Source organism: Aeromonas sp. S15(2024), assembly GCF_041402265.1.
In the GTDB taxonomy this organism is placed as follows: domain Bacteria; phylum Pseudomonadota; class Gammaproteobacteria; order Enterobacterales; family Aeromonadaceae; genus Aeromonas; species Aeromonas dhakensis.
In genome coordinates, this window is the sequence record NZ_JBGLQY010000001.1 from 394,614 (window position 1) to 419,190 (window position 24,577).

Sequence of the window (24,577 nt, forward strand, 5' to 3'; positions counted from 1 at the left end):
CACACGCCCGGTCCTCTGCTCGACCGGGTTCACTGCTCTGCTGGCATCTCAGGTGCGGCGGGCGCGGCGCTCCCCTGGGTGCCGGTGACCCGCACTTCCACCCGGCGATCCGGGGCCAGGCAGTCGATGAGGGCGGCTTTGGCCTTGATGGCATCACACTGGCTGCCGGTGACCGGGTTGCTCTCGCCATTGCCCTGGATACTCACCTTGTCGGCGGGCAGCCCCTTGCCGATCAGGAAGTTGGCGACCGTGCTGGCGCGGGCCTCCGACAGCCTCTGGTTGTTGGCATCCGACCCGATGCGGTCGGTGTAACCCATCACCACGGCACTGCCATCCTTGGGCTGGACGTCGACGATCTGCTGGTAGAGCGAGTCGAGTGCCTGCATCCCCTCCGGCTTGAGATCCGCCTTGCCGAACGCAAACAGCACGTCCGAGCTCAGGTTGAAAGTCTGATCCACCGGCTCGGGGGCGGGCGGTGGCGGGGGAACGACCATGGGGGCGGGGGCCGGCTCGACCGGTTTGCTGCGGTTGGGGTGGATCACCAGCTCCAGGGTGGCGGTGCTGATGTCGCTGACCCAGCGCTGGGTACCGCTGCCCACCTTGTCGTTGTCAGGATCGTCGCCGACCCGGACCAGATAACGGTAGCGGGCCTGGATGTCGACCCAGTCGTGCAGTTTGGCGGTGAGGCCGAGGCCGGCCAGCGGAGCCAGGTTGTTGTCACCGCCGTTGACGGATTTGACGTGGTAGAGGTAACCGCCCCCCTCGGCGAACACCGAGAAGATATCCCCCAGCGGCAGCCGCCCAATCACCGACAGGGTGGCGCCCTGGCTGCTGAAGTCATTGCCCTGCACATCCCAGTTGCCGGTCGACAGGTAACCCAGCTCCCCCCCCAGGTTCTCGGTGAAGTTGTAGCCGCCGAACAGGGAGAGCGCGGTGGCGTCCTTGCTCGCATCCTTGCCAAAGTCACCCAGATCGTGAGCGATGGCCCAGCCGCCACCCACCCCGGCGTACCAGTCGTTGTCCGGCGCCGCCTGGGCACCCGTGGCCGCCAATGCCAATGCAATCCAAACCGGTTTTACTTTTATGTTCATCGCGTATCCTCGTCGATGCTGGTGTAGTAGGGCGCAAGCCCTGTTGAGTACAACCACCACTATTTATAGGTGATGCAGAGCGTTTAACCAGCTGACGGGGCAGGTTGGCAGGAAATGTGCACAGAAATGCGCACAAAAGCGGAGCAGGTTGGCGGGCCTGACGAGGGGAATAAAAAAGGAGGCCTGATGGCCTCCTTCATGGTCAGCGGGCTGACGACTTACTGTTGAACTTGCTGTACACCGGTGACGCGCACTTCAACGCGACGGTCCGGCGCCAGGCAGGAGATCAGCTGAGCCTTGGCCTTGATGCCGTTGCACTGGGTACCGGTGACCGGGTTGGCCTTGCCTTGACCCTCGATGGAGACCTTGCCAGCCGGCAGACCCTTGCCGACCAGGAAGTCGGCCACGGTGCGGGCACGGGCTTCGGACAGCTTCAGGTTGTAGGCTTCGGAGCCGATGCGGTCGGTGTAACCGACGACCACGGCGCTGCCATCTTTGGGCTGAACGTCAACGATCTGCTGATACAGGGTGTTCAGGGCGGCCACACCTTCCGGCTTCAGAGTGGATTTGCCGAAGGCAAACAGCACGTCCGAGCTCAGGGAGAAGTTCTTGTCGACCATCACCGGCTCAGGAACGGGCTCGGGTGCCGGGGCGGGCACGGGGGCAACGTAGGTGGTGCGGTTCGGGTGCATCACCAGCTCCAGGGTCGCCACGCTCATGTCGGTTTCCCAGGTTTTCTGCTCGTCACCCAGGTTCCACATGTAGCGGTAGCGGGCTTGCAGATCGAGCAGGTCGGAGAGCTTGGCGGTCACGCCCAGACCGGCCAGCGGGGCTGTACCGTTGTCGCTGCTGCCGTTGCCGTTGACGTGGTTGAAGTAGGCGCCGCCTTCTGCAAACACGGAGAAGATGTCGCCGAGCGGCAGACGGGCCAGACCGGACAGGGTCGCGCCCTGGGTCTTGAAGTCAACGCCGTCAACGCCGCCTTTGCCGGCATAGAGGTAACCCAGCTCGGCGCCGAAGTTCTCGTTGAAGTTGTAGCCACCAAACAGGGAGAGCGCGGTGGCGTCCTTGTCTGCGTCTTTGCCGAAGTCGTCCAGGTCGTGACCATAAGCCCAACCTGCGCCCATACCTGTGTACCAGTCGTTGGCGGCTTGAGCGGTGGTGGTGCCCATGGCTGCGATGGCCAGAGCAATCAGGGTGGGTGCCATTTTCATTTTCATCGTTTTATCCTCGTTGAGTTTGCCGTGCTAGGGCGTACTGCGCACTCTTTCAGTTATACCGGCCGCAGATGACAGTCACACTGCGACCTCCATGGTGAACCACGGTTGGTCTGAATGAAAAAAGAGATGGTTCCTGGATACTCACGAAGCCTTGGCTTCATGGACAACTAACCGTGCCGAATGCACTTTTAATAGTTCATCCAATACCTTACAAGCGGGTTTACTGTATTCTTTTGACTCGCACGGATCAAGTTTCTGTACAGATATCCAGCACTGGCGCGGCGCTGCGGTGATTATGGAGAAGGAAGCCGGGGGAAACGATTTGACAGGAAGTGACGCTGGTTGCTGTGTTTTTGCTCAAAAACAGACGGCGGGCAAACAAAAGGGGATGCCGTGGCATCCCCTTTTCGCATTATCTGAACTAAGTCAGATTACTTCTGAACTTCTTGTACGCCAGATACGCGAACTTCTACGCGACGGTCCGGAGCCAGGCAGGAGATCAGCTGAGCTTTGGCTTTCACGCCGTTGCACTTGGTGCCGGTAACCGGGTTGGCTTCGCCACGACCTTCGATGGCAACCTTGCTGGCAGCCATACCCTTGCTGACCAGGAAGTTGGCAACGGTGCGGGCACGGGCTTCAGACAGCTTCTGGTTGTAGGCGTCGGAACCGATACGGTCGGTGTAACCAACGACAACAGCGTTGCCATCTTTCGGCTGGAACTCAACGATCTGCTGGTACAGAGCGTTCAGGGCAGCAACGCCTTCCGGCTTCAGGCTGTCTTTGCCAAAGGCGAACAGCACGTCGGAGTTCAGGGCGAAGTTCTTCTCAACTACCTGCGGAGCCGGGGCCGGGGCTTCTTCAACAACCGGAGCCGGAGCCGGAGCTACGTAGGAAGTACGGAACGGGTGGTATACGGCTTCCAGGGTCGCAACGCTCTGGTTGGACTTGTAGCGTACGTCGTCCGGGGCGTCGCCTGCGTGCAGGTCAGCCACGTCCCACATGTAGCGGTAGCGAGCTTGCAGATCCAGCGCGTCGTTGACCTTGTAGGTCACGCCCAGGCCAGCCAGCGGGGATACTTTGGTGTCGCTGGTGCCCAGACCGTCGGTGTGAGCCCAGTAGGCGCCGCCTTCAGCGAAAGCGGAGAAGTCGCCGCCCAGCGGCAGACGAGCGATACCGGACAGGGTGGCACCCTGGTTCTCGTAACGCAGACCGTCGGTGTTGCCGCGGCCAGCGTACTGGTAACCGAATTCGGTACCAAAGTTTTCGGTGAAGTTGTAACCGACGAAGGCGTTGGCAGCAGCAGCGTCTTCAGTACCAGCGTAACCGCCGCCATCGATCTTGTTCAGACCGTTGAAGTGGGCAGCACCAGCACCGGCACCGAAGTAGATGTCGTCAGCGGCGTGAGCGGCAGTTGCACCCATGGCAGCCATGGCGATGGCGATCAGGGAAGGAGCCATTTTCATCATAAAAAAATCCTCGTTGAGATGGCACGTTGTTCACGTGCTTCGCACTTTTTAATTTATGTAAGCTGCAGGCTCTGCCGAACAACAGCGTTGAGTCTGGCAGGGATCCCGGTTCCTTCCGGGAGGCACGCATTCCTGGTGCACTAGCGAGCGGGGGGCATTGCAAAAACAAAGGTTCACCCCTTCACGAACAGCCGGTGTCATTCCGATGACGTGGCGCACTCTATGCCGAATTCAAAACATGATCAAGCTCACACATAATCCATATGGCAGATTGTGTCGTGTGGGTAACTGGCTGTTTATCCAGATTAATTAGTGATCCAAATAGGATCTGTGCAGTCTCTTTTCGAGTTTCATATAGGCCTGAACCCAGTCAGATTGCGCCATGGCGGGAGATTCCCTCGCCTGGAACACCGCCAGATAATCGGCCTCGGTTGCTTCGCACAGTAAGGGTGTAAAACTGACCAAAAAATGCCGGGCCAGGTAGGGATCCAGGGGCCAGATATTGAGGATGGCCCGGGCCACAGGTTGTACTGCAGCTGAACAGCAAAAGTGGCGGTGGCCCGCCTCGAGCCAGTCGGCCATCTCGGTAAGCGCGCTGGTGGGGACCAGGCCGCCATCCCCTTTTGTGCTGGCCAGTGTCAGCTGCTGGCCATTGCCAAGCAGCAGGGTTCCCGCTTCCTGCATGACGCCGTCGTGGCTGCGCAGGGAAAGTCCGGCAACGGGCTGGTCGAGAAACAGGCTGCTCTTGTCATCCAGCGCAGCCAAAACTGCTGCCGCCTGATCGTGCAGGGCGGCAGGCAACCAGAAGGCTTCGGCGCGTGTCTGCTGGCCCTGCTGCAATTGGCGACTGAGTTCTGCGGAGGAGGATACCGGGTGTAAACAGGAGATTATGCCGGGAAGTGCCATGGGTTCTTACTCTTAAGGGATAGCTCGCGGATTATACGAGTAATTCCTGTGGCAACAATAAAGGTTTCTTTTCGAGACTGTTTACCTGAGGCTGTTGAGCGATTACCATCCCCGATGTTTGCAAGGGTTGTCGTCGAAAGACGCTGATTAAAGATAGAGACTCGACCATAACGAGTCCGTTCAAAACTGATACACTTGACTACGAGTCGTCGCGAAAAATAAAGGTGGAGTCAATCCGCCGTACGGAGTATGGAACAATATGAATTCAAATATCGTAACTGTTGGTAAGAAGATCCGTCAGATCCGTGAAGCAGTCGGCCTGAGCCGTCCCAAGTTTGCTGATCTGCTGGGCGTTCCCCCGACCACCCTGAAGAACTATGAGCTGGGTTATCGTGAAGTTGGTGGCGCCTTCCTGGTGGCCCTGGCTCACCACCCGGAACTGCACAAGTTCACCCTCTGGCTGCTGGCTGACAAGAAAGTCGCCGAGATCGGCCAGATCGGCCCGGACGATATTGCCAAGGCTTGAGCTGATTGAGCCCTGACAAAAATGCCGCCCTCGAGGCGGCATTTTTTTATCCATCAAATATCTAATTAATTTAATTAAATTTGGCTAATTGTGCTCTCACCAAGGCTTTTCACGAAAATACCTTGGCAAGCCGAATCAATCCTCAGAAAATTCCGACCGCTAAAATTAGCAGTACCCCTCGCATGATGCGCACAGTGAGACAAGCATGAGTCAAATCACTCCCAAGGCCAGAGATGGCTTTACCAGCAAATTCGGCGTTCTTGCCGCCACCCTGGGCTCAGCCGTCGGGCTGGGAAATATCTGGAAGTTTCCCTACCTGACGGGCGAAAACGGCGGTGCCGGTTTCCTGCTGGTCTATGTGATCGCGACGCTGCTGGTCGGCCTGCCGGTGATGATCTCGGAGATCATGCTGGGGCGAAAAGGCAAGTCCGATGCCGTCACCACCCTCAGCAAGCTGGCCCCCAAGGGGCAGCCCTGGTGGTTGATCGCCCTGATGGGCGTGCTGGCAGCCTTCCTTATCATGTCCTTCTACTCCGAAGTGGCGGCCTGGGTCTTTGCCTACATCTTCAAGGCCGTTGACGGCTCCATCCTGTCGACCGATCCCAAGGTGACCGGGGCGGCCTTCGGGGCGCTGATAAGCGACCCGCTGCAGAGCCTGCTCTGGCAGTGGCTGGTGCTGATCCTGATGGGGGGTATCCTGCTGATGGGGGTCTCCAAGGGGATCGAGGCGGTCACCAAGAAGCTGATGCCGGTGCTCTTCATCCTGCTGCTGGTTATCGGCATCCGCAGCCTGACCCTGCCCGGGGCCAGCCAGGGGCTGCACTTTCTGTTCTCGCCGGATCTCTCCAAGATCACCGCCGGGGTGGTGCTGACCGCCATGGGGCTCGCCTTCTTCAAGCTCTCCATCGGCATGGGCTGCATGATGACCTATGGCAGCTACTTTCGGGATGATCAGAACATCCCGCTGACCACCTTCCGGGTGATGTGCGCCGATCTGTTTGTCTCCATGCTGGCCGGCATCGCCATCTTCCCGGCGGTATTCGCCTTCGGCTTTGAGCCCACCGCCGGCCCCTCCCTGCTGTTCATTACCATACCGGCGGTGTTTGCCAGCATTCCGTTCGGCCACCTGTTCATGGTGCTGTTCTTCGTGCTCTCCGCCATCGCCGCCACCGGTGCCATGCTCTCCATCCTGGAAGTGCCGGTCTCGGTGGTCTCCGAGCGATTCCGCATGAGCCGCCCTAAGGCAACCCTGCTCAACCTGCTGGTGCTGGGGGCGGTGGGGTCGACCTGCGCGCTTTCCAACAGCTCGCTGGCGGACGTTCATATCGCCGGCAAGACCTTCTTCGACCTGTTCGACTTCGTCTCCTCCAACGTATTGATGCCCCTTGGCGGCATCTTCCTCTGCCTGTTCGTGGGCTGGGTGTGGGGCTTCGAGCGGATGAAGGAGGCGCTGACCAACGGTGGCGAGCTGGAGCTGGCCATCCTCAAGCCGCTCTTCTTCATCATCCGTTACGTGTCGCCGCTGTTGATCCTGATCGTGATGCTCAAGGGGTTGGGGCTGTTTTAGCCGGCAGTTCCCACAGCAAAAGAGCGCCGCAAGGCGCTCTTTTTGTTGGTGATGCGGATCCGGTGAACCGCGCTAGATGAGGCCTAAGCGGGATAACTCTTCCTTGAGCTGATCGGCGTTGCGCTCGACGCAGGCTTCGCCTTCGTTGATGGCATCGCTGGCGCGGTGGAAATCCATGATGGAGAAGCTGCCAAGGCGCGGGCAGAGCTGGATCTCGGGCGGGTCGCCGGCCATCCGGGCCCGGGTGATGCGCTCCTGCATGATGTTGATGGAGCCGGTCATCACGCTCCACATGCCGGGTGTGTTGGGGCTGTCGCCCCGGTTGAACCACTGGCTGAAGCGGTTGCCGCCACTCGGTTCGTCCGGCTCGTCGGTCCAGGGCTGGTGCATGTCGGCATTGAGGTTGACCGCGATCACCACCTCGGCCCCCATGGCGCGAGCCAGCGAGATGGGCACCGGGTTGACCACGGCGCCGTCCACCAGCCAGCGATCGTCGACCCGGGTCGGGGTCAGGATGCCGGGCATGCCGCAGGAGGCGCGCACGCACTGGCGCAGCGGCCCCTGCTGCAGCCAGATCTCGCGACCGGTGTCGAGCTCGGTGGCGACACAGGCGAAGGGGAGCGGCAGGCTCTCGATGGCGGGATCCCCTAAGTGGTTGGCGGCGATGCCGAACACCTTTTCGCCGCGAAACAGGCCGCCGGAGAGGGCCGGATCGAGCAGGCTGACCACCTGCAAGCGGCTGAAGCCGCGTACCCAGCTCTCCAGCTTGTCCAGTTCACCGGCGGCATAGGCGGCGCCGACAAAGCTGCCGATGGAGCATCCCGCCACCAGATCCGGTTTGACACCGAGCCGCTCCAGCGCCCGTATGATGCCGATATGTGCCCATCCACGGGCCGCGCCGCTGCCAAGAGCCAGTCCCACACGGGGTTTTCGTGCCACTTTGTCTCTCCGAACATGAGTGAGGGGATCAGCTTACCCGCAGTTGCCGGCGCCGTCATCCTGCCAGGGTTCACTGCGATTGCGCCCGTTGGCCTTGGCCTGGTAGAGCGCCACGTCGGCCCGCCTGATGACCTCCTGCAGCGGCGTCTCGGCGCTGCCGTGGTGATAGCCGAGGCTGATGGTGACAGCCAGCGCTGGCGCCAGCGCCTGCCAGGGATGACTGGCGATGTGCTGGCGCAACCGTTCGGCCAGCTGGTCGAGTGGTTCGCCTCCTTTGGCCGCCAGCAGCAGAAACTCCTCGCCGCCCCAGCGGATCAAGGCATCTTCCCGCCGCAGCTGCTGCTGGCACAGGCGCACCAGCTGGATCAGTACCTGGTCGCCCACCTCGTGGCCAAAGCGGTCGTTGACCTGCTTGAAGTGATCGCAGTCGAACATGATCACCCCGACGCTGCCCCCGCGCTGTTGATGGCGGCGCTCGAACTCGTCGAAGTAGTGGCGGTTGAAGGCGCCGGTCAGGGCATCGTGGTTGGAGAGGTAATCCAGCTGCCGGTTCAGGCGGCGGGACTTGAGGTTGGCGAGCACGGCCCAGGCCATGAAGAAGAGGGCGATCAGGGTTGGCGCGGACTGACTGAGCAGGGCCCACAGCAGGGAAGGCAGGGGAACGCGATGGAGCAGGGTGAGCACGGTGTCAGGAATGGTGTACTGGAACTGAAACGCCCCCTGGAGCCAGCGATAGCCATCCCATGCCTCTACCGGCTTGGGGGCTCGGCTATGCTCCCGCGCGCTGCTGGCCAGAATATGGTGATCTTGATTGACCAGAAACAGGGTTCCAATTCGTGGTGCGTGTTCCCTCATCATCTCATCGAGCCGTGAGAGTAAAATATCCATGCTGATGACTCCCACCAGCATCTGCTCCCGCACTATGGGCTTGGACAGCGTGATCATCATTCCCTCACCTGCAGTATCTGCGTAGGGACGCGATATGATGACGCGCTGGCTGGGGTTTTGCTTTTGCAGGGCATCCAGCCAGTAGGATTGTTGATAGAGTTTTCGTTGAAAATGAAAGCGGCTTGAGGGCACCCACGGATAGACATAGATAAAATCATCTGCCCCGGTGAAATAAACCCAGGTGACCTTGTCTTTCAGCAACTTGGTGGCGGTGGACAATAAAGGCGAGAGGCTTAATGCCAGGTGGATCCTGGCTTCGCGCTCGCCGCCCGGGTCAGGCAATGGTCCTAGCCCGGTCAGATTGCCAACGAGCCCGACGGGCAGGTCGGGGGGGATCTGATCCAGTGAGAATCTTCGCGTCGGGTCTACGTGAAGGACCTTATAAAGCTGGCGGGTCAGCGTCGACTGCGGATTGCTGCGCAGCCGTTCCTCTGCCTGGCCTCGCATGGCTTCGAGGAAGGCTGTCATCTGCTTAAACTGAGACTGCAAGTGAGTCGCACTATGGAGAGAGTCTTGTTCGTTGAATTCGACGAGCTGTTCCAGCGTCTGATGGAGGGTGAGGGCGAGCAACAGCATGACGACAATACCAGGCAGCCAATGCTGTCGGTGTAGAGCATTGTGAAAGCGTGTTATTGGCATATTGACGGCCGTACCTGATTTTCACTGATTCAATTGTCAGTCTAGGTAGTAACCATGGAGAACATCTCTTCTGGATGCTATTTCGGTGATCTCACCCCACTCTTGTTACGTTTTGTCACATTTATACATAGTCACGGCATAGTCAGGGGGTAACATGGTGACCATCATTGATGAAGTGCCCTCTTTTCTCTTAATTTCATGGATTGCTTGATGAAAATGCGTACTTGGCTGGTGCTTGCCTGCCTCTCTCTGCTGATTTCCGCCGGCTGGTATTACCGCCACTCCGCCCCTGCCGGCAAACCCCAGCCACGTCAGGTCAACATCCGGGCGCAGACGGTCAGCCAGAGCCTGGCCGAGCCCTCCATCAAGCTGGTGAGTAAACTGGCCGCCAACCGCTCCGTGGTGATCAGCCCCGAGGTGACCGGCCGCATCGTCAAGATAGCGGTGCGCTCCGGCCAGCAGGTCAAGCAGGGGGATGTGCTGATCGCCCTCGACGCCGGCAAGCAGCAGGCGGAGCTGGCCGAGCAGAGCGCCAGCGTGCGCGACGAGACCCGCAAGCTGCGGGACATGCGCCGGCTGGTGGCGCGCGGCGCCATCACCACCTCCGAGCTGGAGGGGCAGGAGGCCACGGTCGCCCAGGCTCAGGCCCGCGCCGATGCCGCCAAGTACGAACTCTCCCTGCGCACCCTGCTGGCGCCGTTCGACGGTTCGGTCAGCCTCATCGATCTGAGCGAAGGGGCCCTGGTCAACAGCGGCGATACCCTGCTCCACCTGGACGAACTGGCCAAGCTGCGGCTCGATCTGGCGGTGCCCGAGCGCTACCTCTCGCTGCTGCGCCCCGGCATGGCGGTGACGGCGACCAGTTCGGCCTGGCCGGATCAATCTTTTCGCGGCGTGCTGGAGACGCTGGACAGCCGCGTCTCCAACGATACCCAGAACATCAAGGCGCGGGTGATCATCCCCAATCCTGACGGTCAGCTGCGCCCCGGCATGCTGCTCAACGTCGAGCTCTCCCTGCCGCCACAGAAGATGACCCTGATCCCGGCCCAGTCGGTGGAGTATGCCGGCGAGCAGCGCTTCGTCTATCGTCTCGAACCCAATGGCAAGGTCAAGCGGGTGCCGGTGGTGCTGGGGGATACCCATGGCGAAGAGGTGTGGGTGACCGAGGGGCTCAAGGTGGGCGATCGCATCGTGGTCGAGGGGCTGGTCAACCTGCGTGACGGCGTCAGCGTGCACGATCTGGCGGAGGTCAAAGGCTGATGTGGCTCTCCGATATTTCCGTGCGCCGCCCGCTGGTGGCGGTGGTGCTGAGCGCGCTGCTCACCGTGTTCGGTCTGGTGGCGTTTTCCAAGCTGACGGTGCGGGAGATGCCGGACGTGCAGACGCCGTCCGTCTCCATCACCACCATGTACGAGGGAGCCGCCCCCGCCGTCATGGAGAGCCAGGTCACCAAGCCCATCGAGGATCAGCTCTCCGGCATCAGCGGCATCAAGAACATCAACTCGGTGACCCGCAAGGGACGCTCTGTCATCACGGTGGAGTTCAAGCTCGGCTGGAACATGGTGGAGGGGATCTCCGATGTGCGCGACGCCATCTCCCGCGCCCGTCCCAAGCTGCCGGACGAGGTGGATGAACCCCTGGTCACCAAGGACAACGGCAACGGCGACGTGGCGGTCTGGCTCAACTTCAGCAGCACCCAGATGGACCGCACCGCCATGACCGATTATGCCAACCGGGTATTGGTGGATCCCTTGAGCCTGGTGGACGGGGTGAGCGAGGTGTCCCTCTCCGGCGATCTGACCCAGGTGATGTATGTGCGACTGCGCCCATCCGACATGGCGGCGCGCGGCGTCACGGTGGCGGACGTGCAGGACGCCCTCAAGCGCGAGAACATCGAGCTGCCGGGGGGCGAGATCCGCAACAACAGCATGACCATGGCGGTACAGATTGCCCGGCTCTATCACACCGCCGCCGATTTCCAGGCGCTGCAGGTGCGCACCGCCGCCAACGGCCAGAGCATCTATCTGGCCGACATCGCCGATGTGGAGGTGGGCGCCAAGAACGAAGACAGCGCCTACCAGCGCAACGGCCGCGAGAGCCTGGGGATAGGCATCGTCGCCCAGTCCACCGCCAACCCGCTGGCGGTGGCGCAGGGGGTCGAGAAGAAGATGGCCGAGATGCAGCGCTTCTTGCCGGAGGGAGCGACCCTGGAGGTCGACTACGACTCCACCATCTTCATCAAGCAGGCCATCGACGAGGTGTATGAGACCCTGGCCATCTGCGCCGTGCTGGTGGTGGCCGTGCTCTACCTGTTTCTGGGGCAGGGGCGCACCACCCTCATTCCGGCCATCACGGTGCCGGTCTCTCTCATCTCGGCCTTTATCGGGGCCTGGTATCTGGGTTTTTCCATCAACCTCATCACCCTGTTGGCGCTCATTCTCGCCATCGGCCTGGTGGTGGATGACGCCATCGTGGTGGTGGAGAACATTCACCACCATCTGCAGCGCGGTGAGCCGCCTCTGCTGGCCGCCTGGCACGGCACCCGCGAGGTGGGCTTTGCGGTGATCGCCACCACCGCCGTGCTGGTGATGGTGTTCGTGCCCATCGCCTTCATGGATGGCATGGTGGGCCGGCTCTTTACCGAGTTCGCCATCCTGCTGTCGCTGGCGGTGCTCTTCTCGTCGCTGATCGCGCTCACCCTGACCCCGGCCATGGGCTCCTGGCTGATGCGCTCGGTGGATAGGCCCAACCGGCTGACGGCGGCGCTCGATCGCGGCCTCGGCTGGGTGGAGAAGCACTATCGCACTCTGCTTGGCGCCGTGCTGCGCCACTCGCGCTGGACCCCGCTGGTGCTGGTGCTCTGCCTGGGCGGCATCGGCGCCCTGTTTGCCCAGCTGCCCACCAGCCTGACCCCGACCGAGGACCGGGGCGTGCTCTACGTGTTCGTCAAGGGGGCAGAGGGCACCAGCATCGAGCGGATGAAACGCAACATGCAGCAGGTGGAGGCAGCCATCATGCCGCTGCTCGACAAGGGGGTGGTGCAGGCCATGAGCTTCAGCACCCCGGCCTTCGGCCGCGGCGGCGATCAGACCGGCATGGCCATCATCCAGCTCACCGACTGGGCCGAGCGGGATGAAACCGCCACCGAGTTCGCCAAGTCCCTGAGCGGGCGGCTGGCCGGTATTCCGGACGTGATGATCCGCACCTTCCAGCCGGGCTTTCGCGGCGGCTCCACCGCGTCGGTGCAGTTCGTGCTGCAGGGCTCCGATTACGCCGAGCTCTATCAACAGGGGCTGGCCCTGAAAGAGGTGGCAGCCCAGAGCGGTTTGATGGAGACGCCGGATCTCGACTACGCCGAGAAGACCCCGGAGCTGCAGGTGACCATAGAGCGGGATCGGGCCAACCAGCTCGGCATCCCGGTCTCCACCGTCGCGAGCTCCCTGCAGGCCCTGCTCGGCGGCATCAGCCAGACCACCTATGTGGACAGGGGGGAGGAGTACGACGTCTATCTGCGCGCCAACCAGCGCGACTTCAACGGCGTCTCCGACTTGAGCCGCATCTACCTCAAGGCGGCCAACGGAGAGATGGTGACCCTCTCGACCCTGGCCACCGTCAAGCAGGTGGCGAGCCCGCAGCGCCTCAATCACTACCAGCGTCAGAAGGCGGTGACCCTGACCGCGGATCTGGCGCCGGGCCATACCCTGGGTGAGGCGCTGGATTACCTCGACGGCTGGGCCAATGCCAATCTGCCAAACGGAATGACGGTGGATTATGCCGGCGAGTCCAAGGACTATCGCGACAACCAGGGCGAGATGGTGATGGTGTTCGCTCTGGCCCTGCTGGTGGTCTATCTGGTGCTGGTGGCCCAGTTCGAGAGCATGCTGACCCCGGCGGTGGTGATGGTGACGGTGCCGCTCGGCATCTTCGGTGGTCTGCTCGGCCTCTGGCTGACGGGGCAGGAGATGAGCATCTACAGCCAGATCGGCATGATCATGCTGATCGGCATGGTGACCAAGAACGGCATCCTGATCGTCGAGTTTATCAACCAGCTGCGTCAGCGCGGCGAAGGGTTCGACGAGGCGATCATCGCAGGTTCGGTGCGCCGCTTGCGCCCCATTCTGATGACCTCGCTCACCGCCATCATAGGGGCCGTACCGCTGATGCTCTCCATGGGGGCGGGCTATGAGAGCCGGATGTCGGTGGGGACAGTGGTCTTCTTCGGCCTCTCTCTGGCAACCCTAGTGACCCTGCTGCTGGTGCCCGCCATCTACCATCTGCTGGCCAGACGGGCCGGCATGACTGGCGCGCGGGATCAACTGGTGGATGAGGCTCTGGCGGCCAGCGAGGCCGCCTCGCAGCAGGACAAACCGGCCGCCTGATGCGGCCCCCCATATAGGGGAAGAGGCTGGCAAGCAAATGGCTGCGGGTTAATATGTAGCCAGTTTGATACTCGAGGTGAGTCATGTTGCCATCAGCCATTTATGAGCCGCTGCCCTTTGCCTACATGGGCAGCGGTTTGCTTTTGTTGGGGATTGCCGATCAGCCGGGGCTGTTGCTGGCCGGGTTGGCACTCTATCTGGCTGGTTCGCTGGCCTGGTTTCGGCGCGGCGCCTATCGCCGCCCAGACAAGCACCGGCTGATGCGAAAGCAGGGCTGGCCGCTGTGGCTCTACGAGAGCCGACCGTTTGCGCTGATCCTGCTGGGCCTGCTGATGCTGCGCCTGGCCACCCACCCGGTGTTCCTGGCGCCCGCCCTGGTCTGGTGCCTGCTGGGGGGTTATCAGCTGCTGCAGCGTCACTACAACCGCATCGTGCTGGCCCGCGCCCTGGCCTGAGCCGACCATTGACCCGCACTTTTCAGGCGAGCCCCGCTGGCTCGCCTTTTCCGCATCTATCGTAGGGGCAAAAAGCCGTCGCCCCCGCCTTGCTCTGCCGGTATAATGCGCGACCCGAATTGTTCCAGGTGGTCAAAATGCAGCCGGTTACCAACCTCTTCTCCTATCCCCGTTACTGGGCCGAGTGCTACGGCACGGCGCCCTTCCTGCCCATGTCCCGCGTGGAGATGGACAAGCTCGGCTGGGACAGCTGCGACATCGTGCTGGTGACAGGCGACGCCTATGTGGATCACCCGAGCTTCGGCATGGCGGTGATCGGCCGCATGCTCGAATCCCAGGGTTTTCGGGTCGGCATCATCGCCCAGCCGGACTGGTCATCGAAAGATGACTTCATGCGCCTGGGCAAGCCGAACCTCTTCTACGGGGTGACCGCGGGCAACATGGACTCCATGATCAACCGCTACACCGCTGACAAGAAGCTGCGCCACGACGACGCTTACACCCCCGGTGATGTGGGCGGCAAGCGGCCGGACCGCGCCACCCTGGTCTATACCCAGCGCTGCAAGGAGGCCTATAAAGAGGTCCCCGTGGTCATCGGCGGCATCGAGGCATCCTTGCGCCGCATCGCTCACTACGACTACTGGTCCGAGACCATCCGTCGCTCGATCCTCATCGACGCCAAGGCCGACATCCTCATCTACGGCAACGCAGAGCGGCCGCTGATTGAGGTGGCTCACCGCATCGCAGGCGGCGAGACCATCGACACCATGCAGGACATTCGCGGCACTGCGGTCATTCGCAAGGAGCCGCTGCCGGGCTGGCGCGGGGTGGATTCGAGCAAGCTCGATCAGATTGGCCGCATCGATCCTATCCCCAACCCCTATATGGAAGGGGCCCCCTGCGCGGACGACGAGGGCACCGCGCCGGTGGAGCAGGAGGCCAAGCCCATCCTGGTGCAGCCACCCAAGCAAAAACCCTGGGAGCAGACCTACGTCAAGCTGCCGGCATTCGAGCGGGTGAAGGAGGACAAGGTGCTCTACGCCCATGCGTCCCGCATCCTGCACCACGAGACCAACCCGGGCTGCGCCCGCGCGCTCTCCCAGGCCCACGGCGATCGCATCATCTGGGTCAACCCGCCTGCCTTCCCGCTCGAAACCGACGAGATGGACGGGGTGTTCGGCCTGCCGTACCAGCGGGTGCCGCATCCGGCCTATGGCAACGAGAAGATCCCGGCCTACGACATGATCAAGACCTCGGTCAACATCATGCGCGGTTGCTTCGGTGGCTGCTCCTTCTGCTCCATCACCGAGCACGAGGGGCGCATCATCCAGAGCCGCTCGGAAGAGTCGATCCTCAAAGAAATCGAAGAGATCCGCGACAAGGTGCCCGGCTTTACCGGCGTCATCTCGGATCTGGGCGGCCCCACTGCCAACATGTACAAGCTGCGCTGCAAGAGCCCCAAGGCAGAGCAGACCTGTCGGCGCGCCTCCTGCGTCTGGCCGACCATCTGCCCGCACATGGACACGGACCACAGCCCGACCATCAACCTCTATCGCAAGGCGCGCGACCTCAAGGGCATCAAGAAGATCCTGATCGCCTCCGGGGTGCGTTACGACATCGCGGTGGAAGATCCGCGCTACATCAAGGAGCTGGCCAAGTACCACGTCGGCGGCTACCTCAAGATCGCGCCGGAACACACCGAGGAGGGCCCGCTCTCCAAGATGATGAAGCCGGGCATGGGCAGCTACTACAGCTTCAAGGAGCTGTTCGACAAGTATTCCAAAGAGGCGGGCAAGCAGCAGTACCTGATCCCCTACTTCATCTCCGCCCACCCGGGCACCACGGATGAAGACATGGTGAACATGGCGCTCTGGATCAAGTCCAATCGCTTCAAGCTCGATCAGGTGCAGAACTTCTACCCGTCGCCGCTCGCCAACGCCACCACCATGTATTACACCGAGAAAAACCCGCTCAACAAGGTGAGCCGCCAGGGCGGGGACGTGTTCGTGGTGAAAGGGGAGCGTCGCCGTCGCCTGCACAAGGCGCTGCTGCGCTATCACGATCCGGCCGGCTGGCCGATGATCCGCGAAGCCCTGCTGGAGATGGGCAAGGGCCACCTCATCGGCAACGGCCCCGACTGCCTGGTGCCGCCGGAAGGCCGTGGCGAAGCCAAGGCCGAGCGCAGCCGCAGCAAGGGCCTGAAACCGGCCCTGACCCGCCATAGCAACATTGTTCACCAGCGTGGCAATGGGGCGGGCAACAAGGCCGCCCGCAGCGAGGCCGGTGCAGCGAATGCCCCGGCAGCCAGCAGAAATGGCGGCAAGGCGGGCAATGGCAAACCGGTGGGATCCCAGCTCCAGAAAGGGGCTGGCAACGGCAAGCCCAGTTCGCAAGGTACAGGTCAGGGCTCAGGCCAGAGTGCTGGTAAGAGCAAACCGGCCGGCAAACCCGCCCACAAGGGCAAGACCCCGACCCGCGCCGGCTCTGCCAAGCCGGGCGCCAAACCTGCCACTCAAGGCGGCAAGCCTGCGGCCAAAGGCAATGGTGCCAAGCGACCGGCGCGGTGATATTTGCTGATTAGCAAAGCGATAGAAATAAAAAGGCGACCGGATGGTCGCCTTTTTATTTTCTATCGAGCATATCACTGAAACTATTTTCCACACTTCGAAATCTCTCCCCGCACTTGAATTAATTGCTGATTCAAAAGCTCCGAGTACCTCCGCAGTTCTTCGACAAGACGTTCATCTGCCCGTAGTTGGTCATCATCTTTTTTATATATGCCACTATAAAGCGAAAGGGCAGACTGTATAGAGCTCTCTGCTGCTTGCTGTTTAAGTATTATGGCATTTGCTTCGGAGGCATGTCTTTGGCATATAGATATTGACATTGAACTTTGTGATGCCAAAAGCTGGGCTTGTTGTTTTTGTAAGTTTTCATTTTGCAACTTTGTTCTATCAAGTTCTTCCGAAACATATGTATACCTTTCGATGGGCACATGTGTTTTTTCGATATCCGATTTATAAATATATGAATCGTGTAAAACGACATCAGCATTAAAAAAACCTGAAACGTACTTGTATGCTCCTAACCCGGCTATAAAACCTGTAGAAAGAAAGAGTAAAGCAAGCGCCGTGTGTTTTTTAAAATCATCTAAAAGTTGCATAAAAATCCTTGTCAAACCCAACATCTATAGATTTTTCCCCATCGCCTCAGACTATAGTAAAGCAATGAAAGAGATTCTTGGAATATTCAATGGATTAAACAGTCTTGTCCAGCTAATTTTACAACGAAGATAATCGATAAGAAATAGAAAAACTGGGACACCCACCTTTTTGACAACGAACGTGGAAACCGTGACACCCGTAGCGATGCTCCAGCTGTGAATAAAAGTGGTAAAGGCAATGGCAAACCGGTGGGGCCTCAGCTTCAGAAAGGGGCTGGTAACGGCAAGCCCGTTTCGCAATGTACAGGCCAGAGTGCTGGTAAGAGCAAACCAGCCGGCAAACCTGCGGCCAAAGGGAATGGCGCCAAGCCACCGGCAAGGTGATATTTCCTGATTGAAAAGCGATAGAAATAAAAAAGCGACCGAATGGTCGCCTTTGTTTAACCAATTATTCTTACAAGCGATTTGTTTGTAGTTTTCTAATATATTGATATTCTTTGAACCAATCTTTGCTACCGGTAGTAACATGTCTAGTTCTATTTATCTCTATTTTAAAATCTTCATTGTCATGACAATTCGATAGCAATTCCATGAATTGTGGTGCACTAAAAAACCTACAATTAAAAAATGGATTGTTAGGATATATACCATAAATTGATTGAAATATACTTGTTTTATATTGAGAGTTTAACTCATCAAGATATTTATTGATTTTTATGTCTTCTTCTTCATTACCACTAACTATTTGCGTGTTTATAAGGGAGTTAAGGGTCTGATGAATTAATACACCATCTTGTACACCAAAAAAACCAAACATTGATAGCGCTATTCTCTCGATATCTCGCCCTAACAACTCCAGTTTTGTCCCATCCTTAAAATTTATTTCGCCATCGCGTCTTAAAAGATATTCATGACAACCAGTTTGAGCTAAGGGATGTAGGCATGATTGAGCTAAATCGATAGTAGATTGAAGAACATTACCAGACCTAGCCTGTGAGGTTAGAGTTTTTCTTTTAAGTTCAATTAGAAATATAGTACCTTCAGTTTCAATGACGAAATCACATTCACGCTCTGTACTTTTTATCGATAATTCACTTGCAACTTCCTTTGTTATATTGTATTTCTTCCCAGAGATAAAGGTAATTCCACTATCAATAAATAATTTTTCAACAAATGATTCTATAGCTTTCCCCATAGCATTCCCATCAGCACCTTTTTCTACGAATTTTTTTTGCAAGGATGAATAAAAACCAAAGTTATTTAAGATAGGATTTATATAGATATACTTTCCATCGCTATAAATGAATGGCCTTTCATAATAATTTCTTTTTTTAATCTCATCCGGCTTTAAATAGTCTTTGTTTATTTCATCAGGTGTAAATGACAATTCGTTTAAAATGCCAATCATCTGTTGTGTATCGTAATGCAAATAATTACCCGCATACCTAATAAAATCATCACATGTAAATTGTAATTTATCATATAGTTTGGCATGTGAGTTAACAAAATCAATTACTGATAGGTACAATCTGATATTTATATCATATGCAGATAATACGCTTGATGAGAAAACTCCAGATATTATTTTGTAAATATGTTTATCAGATATTTGGTCGATGGAGAAATATTGGTCGTAAGATATATTTTTCTGAATGTGATTTAATATCGTTTCATGATTTTGAGTTATATCACCATACTTATTGAAGGTTTGTAGTCTTTGTATGCAAAAGTAATTTCTTAATAATTCTAAACAATCTAAGAAAATTATTTTGTGCTCATTCTTAAATTTTACCTCATGTAAATTGGCAATGCTTACATTAAATATGTATCCCCATGGGGTGTCGGCATCAGGAGTGTGTATTACACCTGGCTCACTTCTTAAAAAATAACGACGAAATTCATGGTTATATTTCTTGTAGATACATTTTAGCGTGAAGTTGAGTGCGTTAACTCCTAATTTTTCAAATTTATATTTTATTGAATCAAAAAATCTAACTTCATCAGTTTGATCGAGGTAGATCCTATCGTATGATATTATTACATTGTAATTTCTTTTTTGGAGGTATTTTATTGATGCAGTTATTGTTTTGTTGTCATCATCAGAGATTATCTGTAAGTGTCCATCATGTGATGATATTGAAATAAGATTTTCTAAATATATTTTAGCTAACTGCCACGAATCTAAAGACGTAGTATAACCATTAAGGTTGCCAATGAAGAACCTTAATAGTTTTAAAAATGCCAAAGAGTTTCTACATGATTTTCTATTAGATGAGAAATGTCTTAATGATAAGTAATTTAATGTTTTTCCATAGCTGACATTACTTATTCCTTCACCTTGTAGAAGGGCTATTATTTTTTCTTTGATATATTCTTTTATTGTTCGTTCTGAAATTATTATTTGCTGGGGTAAGTTTATTTTTTCAGCGACATGAGTGAAATTATCTTTGTGGTTACAGTCAATAAACCAGAGGTTATCATTCTCCAATATATTTATAAGCTCAGTCATATTGAATTCCATGAAAGTTATTAAAAATAAAACGCCATAAGTGAGTTAGGCATTATTTTGGAGGGAATCTGGAAGACTTACCTCCCTGTGAGAGGAGTAACGCCACCAAATCCAACACTACTGCCCGTGGATGACCGCTTCCAAAATGCTCCATTGACCAGTAAGGGCTGCAACCCATCGCAGCTCAACAGGCTATTATTGGCCATGGTAAGCCAAACGAAACTGTCTGGGCGAGCCTTAAAAGGCTGTAACCATCAGAATCTCATCGTTTTTTGAACTGGATCAGTAAATGGATTTGGAAGGGCATATGTGGCTATTTTCATCCCCCAAAAAGATGGCTGTCCCTATCGGGGGAGGCTTTGTTATCTTGCCGGGAATGTTTTGGCAGGAGCGATCCGTGCCCCTTTATCTCATTCCAACAGGAGCAATCAGATGGTGTTAAAGGTGCGATCCCGCAGGGAGAAGGTGGGCAGCGGCCTTGGGCTGCTGCTCGGGATCATTGGCTTCAATCTGCTGGTGCCTTTTTTCTTTGAAAAGCAGGCGGGCTTTGATGGCAACCAGATGTCCTGGGCCGCCGTGACGGCGCTGGTCTGCGCCGAGCTGGGGGCCAGGATAGGCAAGTGGCTGGATTGCCGGGAGCAAACGAGAGCCGGCGATTGATTCAGGAGGCGGCCGACAGGTCGCGCCTTGCTCTGAACTGGCTGGGAGTCAGGCCGGTGATGCGCTGAAATTCGCGATTGAAATTGGATTTGGTCTGAAAACCGGCGTTCATCAAGATCTGGGTGATGCTCTCATCTGTGTTCAGCAGAGCCTGCCTGGCATGGGCAATCCGATATTCGTTGATGACCCTGGGGATGCTCTGCTGGCGCACCAGATTGACGGCACTGGAGATCTGCTTGGCGGGAATGCCCAGTTTGCGTGAGAGACGGGCCAGGGTCAGCTCAGGATCCAGATAGCAGGCTTTCTCCTTCATCAGGTTATCCAGCTCGGCCACTATCTCCCGGGCGCGCTCTTCGCTCAGCAGCGGCGCTTTCTCTGCAGGCTCGGGAACGGAAGTGGGTCTCTCCTCCTCTTCTGCATCAGGGGTATTGACCCCTACCATCACCACGGCCGCCGCCAGCATGGGCACCAGCATCAGGTGGCCCAGCGACAGGATATAAGGCGCCAGCTGGCCTTGATTGAAGGCGAAGTCGAGGGAGACGGCGGCATCGATGGCCGCCGAAAACAGCAGCATCCAGCCCGCGATATGTTCCGCCCGTCTGACCCCCTCCCACTCATTGAACGAGACATAAAGCAGTAGCTGCGTCTTATCGGAAAAACGCACCAACGCGATGCCGTAGCAGAGATAGATGGCGGTCAGCAGGCCATCCAGTGGCAGTGGCAACCAGTTGTGGGTCAGCATGCCGAGGGCAACCAGCGCAGGGCCGACGCCGTGCAGCCAGGAGAAGCGGGTCCCTGGCGCCCTGGCCCGGCTGAAGATATGCCAGGCGGCCACCGGAATAAGTGAGGCGAGGATCGGCTGCGCGAGAGTGAGCAGCGCCAGATCGAAGGTCCAGCGCAGCCCCACCACGCCGGTGGTGATAGCGCACAGCAGCAAAAAGAGGGCGGTCGTTCTGGCCGTACGGCCGAGGCGCGCCAGCAGCACGGCGGCCAGCAGTGCCAGCAGCAAGGAGACGATAAAGGGTATGGGTATGGCCAGCATCATGAATCCCGTGTGCAAAGAGAGGCCGTTGACCGGCGGCGGCATGCCAGCATAACGGCTTGGGTCAGGCGAATGAAGCCCATAATGGCGCAGGCGCGGTTCGAGGACGACCTGAAACCGGTTTGAGGACGCCGGGGAGCGCTTTGCTCCCCATGATAAGGGCTCCCAATCACCATAAAAGGCAGGTATTCATGTTCTCTTTCTACTGGCTGGGGTGGCAACGCGCCCTGGATTTTTCGGGTCGTGCCACCCGGGCCGAATGTGGGTGGTTCATGTTGGGCCATCTGCTGGTCACCCTGATCTGCATCTGGCTGGACGTGCTGCTTGCCAATCTGGGCTGGCTGGATCTGAGCTACGGCCTGGTGAGCAGCGTGCCCCTGATTGCGCTTATCGTGCGCCGCTTGCACGACACCGGCCGCTCCGGTTGGTGGGGCTGGGTCTTTCTGGTGCCGGCCGTGGGGCCCTTGCTGCTTATCTATTTGCTGGCGCAGCAAAGCGGGGCAACCCATGTTGGCAAGGAGGCATCGGCATGAGACACGCACTCTGGTTGTTTATGCTGTGCTGCTCGCTGACGGTGGCTGCCCTCGACAATCCCCACAATTTTCCCAAGGGGGCGCTGGGCCTGCTGCAGGTCGACAGCCTGACCCGTGGTGAGCTGCTGTGGCTGCAGGGGCGGGTGGGGGAGGGAACCTATACCACCACGGATGCCGAGGGGCGCCACTGCGCCATCCGGGTACCGGTGGCGGTCGGCAAGGTGGCGAGCAGCGGCCTTGGCATCGACTCTGCTGCGGGGCTGGCCATCATCGTCATGACGCCGCGGCTCGATGCGGCGCTCAGCAAGGGGGAGCGGGTGAACAGCAGCGACTTCATCTTCTCCCGCGAGGCCGCTGACCCGGCGGCCGACGGCTATATCGTCAGCGGGATCGCGGCAGACGAAGGGTTTGTGCTGAACTCGCGGCGGCGCTGGATAGCCTGGCTGCTGGAAGACAAACCGGCACTGCGCTGTCAATGAGTCCTTGCTCGTCGGAAGGATGCGCCGGCCAGAGATCAAAGAAGACCGCTTGACCGGCGCTGATTGGTTTACTGGCTGCGCCTACTGCCACACTTCCTGCCCCTTGGCATTGAGCAAGGTGTGAAAGAGATAGTGATCGTCCCGATCGTAATAGACGGTAATGGTGTGCTGCTCGGTGTAGTCCGCCGCCACGCTGGCCACCGTCATCGGCACCAGGATCAGCTCCCCCAGCCCCATTGTCACGGCGCTCGCCGTGGCCTGGCCATTGCCGTCACCGCGCTTGTGGATCTTGCCGAGCACGGTAAAGCGATCGCAGCCCTGCACCTTATCCTCGGTCAGAAAGGTGGCCTGCTGGCAGAGCTGGGGCTCGCCCAGTTCGGCGCGAATGGTCGTGCGGGTCTCCCCCGACACCAGGGTATTGCGAAAGCGTCCCGAGTAGTGATCGAGGGCGGCGGCGCAGCCGCTTAGCAGCCAGATCAGCAGCAGCGGCGTGAGCCGCAGACAGGTGCGCTTCATGGGCGGGCCTTGTCATCTGCCAGGGCTGCATCACCCTGCCGCCCGGGCTCGCTGCGATGCAAGAAGGTGGTCAGGGTATCGCGCGGCGGCGTGATGCCGCACTGCACCAGGATCCGCCCGATCGCCCCCCTGTGATAGCCGCCGTGGGTCACCAGGTGCAGCAGCATCTCGGCGCGGCTCATCTGCCCCTGGTCGCCATCCGTGAACTGAAACCGGACCTGGGTATTGCACGCCTGCGGGCTCAGGGTCGCCACATACTCCACCAGCCAGTTATCCAGAGCCGTGACCGCGCCGTGCAGCGCCGCCAGGGTCGGTGTCTCGGGGGTATTGGTGGCGGTAAAGCCGTGGCGTTCCCCCAGCAGATTGGCCTTGAAGATGGCATCGACCACATGGATATGGTTGAAGATGCGCAGGGCCGTGTGGTGAGCCTCGCCATATTGCGTGGCATCCAGGGTGGCGAGGGCCGCCAGCAGTTCGTCATCGGCCCAGCGCTTGTAATGAAAAAGGGATTGCAGCGTCTCGTTGTTCATCGGTTCCTTGCCCTCATCTGCTCCTTGAAAGGTGGGCATAGTAGCCAAGAAGAGACCGATATGAAACCTGTTCTGCGGCGGTATCGACAGCAGGCCGGTTGCTGCCAGTACGCGGTCAGCCGTGCTCCATGGGCCTGCCAGCCTATGATCCGCTCTCGCTCCGGCTGGTGAAACATAAGGTGATCAATCAGTTACATAGGGCTGACCATAAGGCCATCATCTTCGGGGGTCGCTGAAGGCTGGGGGAGCCAAAGACACTCGTCCGAAGCCAGCACTGCCGCCAGTTTCGCGGGGCAGGAGAGGTGGCAAAAGGGCGACCAGATGCCCTGAAATATCTGGTTACACACTTCCCGCCCTGTTGATTGAATAGTGATTGAATAACGAGGGGCTGGGTGTGAAGATGCGCGCCACTCGCGACACGAGCCTGCTCGGCGAGAGATATCAAAACAAGCGACAGCGGTGATGGCGGCGGCGAGCGTCGCGGTCAACACCGCGGCAAAACCGGGCCGGGATGGCCCGCCATCTGTGAGTTCAGACCCCATGAAAAAACTGTTTCTGTTGTTGCCCGCGCTGGCGCTGACGGCCTGTGCCGGCAGCATGACCTCTGTTGACAAGACCAGCCCGCAAGGGCGCAAAGTGGTGGTGGGCCAGTTCCCGCCCAAACCGGAGAACTTGTGCACCCTCAAGCACAACGAAGAGCTCCCGATGAACCTGCTGGAGCGCTATAGCAGCGCAGGACTGCTCAACTCCTATCTGAACAACAACCAGGAGAGCGTCAAGGTGGCCGACGAGAAGCAGGCCAACTACGTCCACGTCTATATCCCCGCCCGTAAAATGCTGTTCGGGGTGATCGACCTTAACTACAACGACAAGCCGCGGGTCACCTACTACGACTGCCAGTCCCTCAAAGGGCTGTCACGGGGCTGATCCTCGCAGGCCGATCCGGCGTGTAATGCAAGCAACAGATGCAGAAACAGGGGCGACCGGCGGGTCGCCCCTGCTGCTTTTG

Annotated in this window: 22 protein-coding genes; 10 read left to right on the forward strand and 12 right to left on the reverse strand. The window is 58.1% G+C overall.

Going from position 1 to position 24,577, the window contains the following annotated elements; all coding sequences use genetic code 11:
* Positions 1 to 29 precede the first annotated feature (29 nt).
* The 4 genes from ACB033_RS01840 to ACB033_RS01855 all read right to left on the reverse strand — a co-directional run bounded on the left by ACB033_RS01840 (position 30) and on the right by ACB033_RS01855 (position 4,683).
* Positions 30 to 1,091, reverse strand: coding sequence for an OmpA family protein (locus ACB033_RS01840; protein ID WP_026458916.1), 1,062 nt, complete (start codon positions 1,089 to 1,091; stop codon positions 30 to 32).
* Positions 1,092 to 1,309: 218 nt separating this feature from the next.
* On the reverse strand, positions 1,310 to 2,311 hold the full coding sequence (gene ompA / locus ACB033_RS01845) for a porin OmpA (RefSeq protein WP_017783398.1): 1,002 nt from the start codon (positions 2,309 to 2,311) through the stop codon (positions 1,310 to 1,312).
* A 431-nt stretch (positions 2,312 to 2,742) separates the two neighbouring features.
* Positions 2,743 to 3,777, reverse strand: a complete 1,035-nt coding sequence (locus ACB033_RS01850; RefSeq protein WP_010634702.1) for an OmpA family protein — start codon at positions 3,775 to 3,777, stop codon at positions 2,743 to 2,745.
* Positions 3,778 to 4,086: 309 nt separating this feature from the next.
* Positions 4,087 to 4,683, reverse strand: coding sequence for a hypothetical protein (locus tag ACB033_RS01855; RefSeq protein ID WP_139723756.1), 597 nt, complete (start codon positions 4,681 to 4,683; stop codon positions 4,087 to 4,089).
* Positions 4,684 to 4,942: 259 nt separating this feature from the next.
* On the opposite strand from ACB033_RS01855, the gene ACB033_RS01860 reads away from it, so the two are divergent.
* A complete protein-coding gene (locus ACB033_RS01860) occupies positions 4,943 to 5,209 on the forward strand; it encodes a DNA-binding transcriptional regulator (RefSeq protein WP_005298604.1) in 267 nt (88 codons plus the stop codon).
* Between the two features lie 205 nt (positions 5,210 to 5,414).
* On the forward strand, positions 5,415 to 6,776 hold the full coding sequence (locus ACB033_RS01865) for a sodium-dependent transporter (RefSeq protein ID WP_025202051.1): 1,362 nt from the start codon (positions 5,415 to 5,417) through the stop codon (positions 6,774 to 6,776).
* 72 nt (positions 6,777 to 6,848) lie between these two features.
* Here the strand turns inward: ACB033_RS01865 and ACB033_RS01870 are convergent, their stop codons facing one another.
* A complete protein-coding gene (locus ACB033_RS01870; protein WP_005298608.1) occupies positions 6,849 to 7,715 on the reverse strand; it encodes a patatin-like phospholipase family protein in 867 nt (288 codons plus the stop codon).
* 33 nt (positions 7,716 to 7,748) lie between these two features.
* Positions 7,749 to 9,206, reverse strand: a complete 1,458-nt coding sequence (locus ACB033_RS01875) for a diguanylate cyclase (protein ID WP_338325297.1) — start codon at positions 9,204 to 9,206, stop codon at positions 7,749 to 7,751.
* A 306-nt stretch (positions 9,207 to 9,512) separates the two neighbouring features.
* Between ACB033_RS01875 and ACB033_RS01880 the strand changes: the two genes are divergently transcribed.
* The 4 genes from ACB033_RS01880 to ACB033_RS01895 all read left to right on the forward strand — a co-directional run bounded on the left by ACB033_RS01880 (position 9,513) and on the right by ACB033_RS01895 (position 16,703).
* Positions 9,513 to 10,562: an efflux RND transporter periplasmic adaptor subunit gene (locus ACB033_RS01880; protein ID WP_005298612.1), complete on the forward strand. Its 1,050-nt coding sequence runs from the start codon at positions 9,513 to 9,515 to the stop codon at positions 10,560 to 10,562.
* Positions 10,562 to 13,681, forward strand: a complete 3,120-nt coding sequence (locus ACB033_RS01885) for an efflux RND transporter permease subunit (RefSeq protein WP_139723760.1) — start codon at positions 10,562 to 10,564, stop codon at positions 13,679 to 13,681. The genes ACB033_RS01880 and ACB033_RS01885 overlap by 1 nt, the downstream gene beginning before the upstream one ends.
* Positions 13,682 to 13,764: 83 nt before the next feature.
* Positions 13,765 to 14,136, forward strand: a complete 372-nt coding sequence (locus ACB033_RS01890; protein WP_010634698.1) for a hypothetical protein — start codon at positions 13,765 to 13,767, stop codon at positions 14,134 to 14,136.
* A gap of 137 nt (positions 14,137 to 14,273) precedes the next feature.
* A complete protein-coding gene (locus ACB033_RS01895) occupies positions 14,274 to 16,703 on the forward strand; it encodes a YgiQ family radical SAM protein (protein WP_139723762.1) in 2,430 nt (809 codons plus the stop codon).
* Between the two features lie 83 nt (positions 16,704 to 16,786).
* Here the strand turns inward: ACB033_RS01895 and ACB033_RS01900 are convergent, their stop codons facing one another.
* Genes ACB033_RS01900 through ACB033_RS01910 form a run of 3 tightly spaced genes read right to left on the reverse strand, consistent with a single transcriptional unit; the run spans position 16,787 to position 19,808 of the window.
* Positions 16,787 to 17,299: a hypothetical protein gene (locus ACB033_RS01900; protein ID WP_139723764.1), complete on the reverse strand. Its 513-nt coding sequence runs from the start codon at positions 17,297 to 17,299 to the stop codon at positions 16,787 to 16,789.
* 51 nt (positions 17,300 to 17,350) lie between these two features.
* Positions 17,351 to 17,827: a hypothetical protein gene (locus ACB033_RS01905; protein WP_371140299.1), complete on the reverse strand. Its 477-nt coding sequence runs from the start codon at positions 17,825 to 17,827 to the stop codon at positions 17,351 to 17,353.
* Positions 17,754 to 19,808 (reverse strand): hypothetical protein, encoded by a 2,055-nt coding sequence (locus tag ACB033_RS01910; RefSeq protein WP_139723765.1) that lies wholly within the window; start codon positions 19,806 to 19,808, stop codon positions 17,754 to 17,756. Before ACB033_RS01910 ends, ACB033_RS01905 begins: the two co-directional genes overlap by 74 nt.
* Positions 19,809 to 20,240: 432 nt before the next feature.
* Here ACB033_RS01910 and ACB033_RS01915 point away from each other — a divergent pair, with 432 nt between their 5' ends.
* Positions 20,241 to 20,468, forward strand: coding sequence for a hypothetical protein (locus ACB033_RS01915; protein ID WP_162519775.1), 228 nt, complete (start codon positions 20,241 to 20,243; stop codon positions 20,466 to 20,468).
* Position 20,469: 1 nt separating this feature from the next.
* Here the strand turns inward: ACB033_RS01915 and ACB033_RS01920 are convergent, their stop codons facing one another.
* Positions 20,470 to 21,510 carry an AraC family transcriptional regulator gene (locus ACB033_RS01920; protein WP_139723770.1) on the reverse strand — a complete coding sequence of 347 codons (1,041 nt, stop codon included), beginning with the start codon at positions 21,508 to 21,510 and terminating at the stop codon, positions 20,470 to 20,472.
* 191 nt (positions 21,511 to 21,701) lie between these two features.
* Between ACB033_RS01920 and ACB033_RS01925 the strand changes: the two genes are divergently transcribed.
* Positions 21,702 to 22,043, forward strand: a complete 342-nt coding sequence (locus tag ACB033_RS01925; RefSeq protein ID WP_099358620.1) for a DUF805 domain-containing protein — start codon at positions 21,702 to 21,704, stop codon at positions 22,041 to 22,043.
* Positions 22,040 to 22,522 (forward strand): hypothetical protein, encoded by a 483-nt coding sequence (locus ACB033_RS01930; RefSeq protein ID WP_139723772.1) that lies wholly within the window; start codon positions 22,040 to 22,042, stop codon positions 22,520 to 22,522. The genes ACB033_RS01925 and ACB033_RS01930 overlap by 4 nt, the downstream gene beginning before the upstream one ends.
* Positions 22,523 to 22,603: 81 nt before the next feature.
* Here the strand turns inward: ACB033_RS01930 and ACB033_RS01935 are convergent, their stop codons facing one another.
* A complete protein-coding gene (locus ACB033_RS01935) occupies positions 22,604 to 23,038 on the reverse strand; it encodes a hypothetical protein (protein ID WP_139723774.1) in 435 nt (144 codons plus the stop codon).
* Positions 23,035 to 23,568 carry a DinB family protein gene (locus tag ACB033_RS01940; RefSeq protein WP_139723776.1) on the reverse strand — a complete coding sequence of 178 codons (534 nt, stop codon included), beginning with the start codon at positions 23,566 to 23,568 and terminating at the stop codon, positions 23,035 to 23,037. Before ACB033_RS01940 ends, ACB033_RS01935 begins: the two co-directional genes overlap by 4 nt.
* A 540-nt stretch (positions 23,569 to 24,108) precedes the next feature.
* Here ACB033_RS01940 and ACB033_RS01945 point away from each other — a divergent pair.
* Positions 24,109 to 24,495, forward strand: coding sequence for a hypothetical protein (locus ACB033_RS01945; protein ID WP_005298645.1), 387 nt, complete (start codon positions 24,109 to 24,111; stop codon positions 24,493 to 24,495).
* Positions 24,496 to 24,577 lie beyond the last annotated feature (82 nt).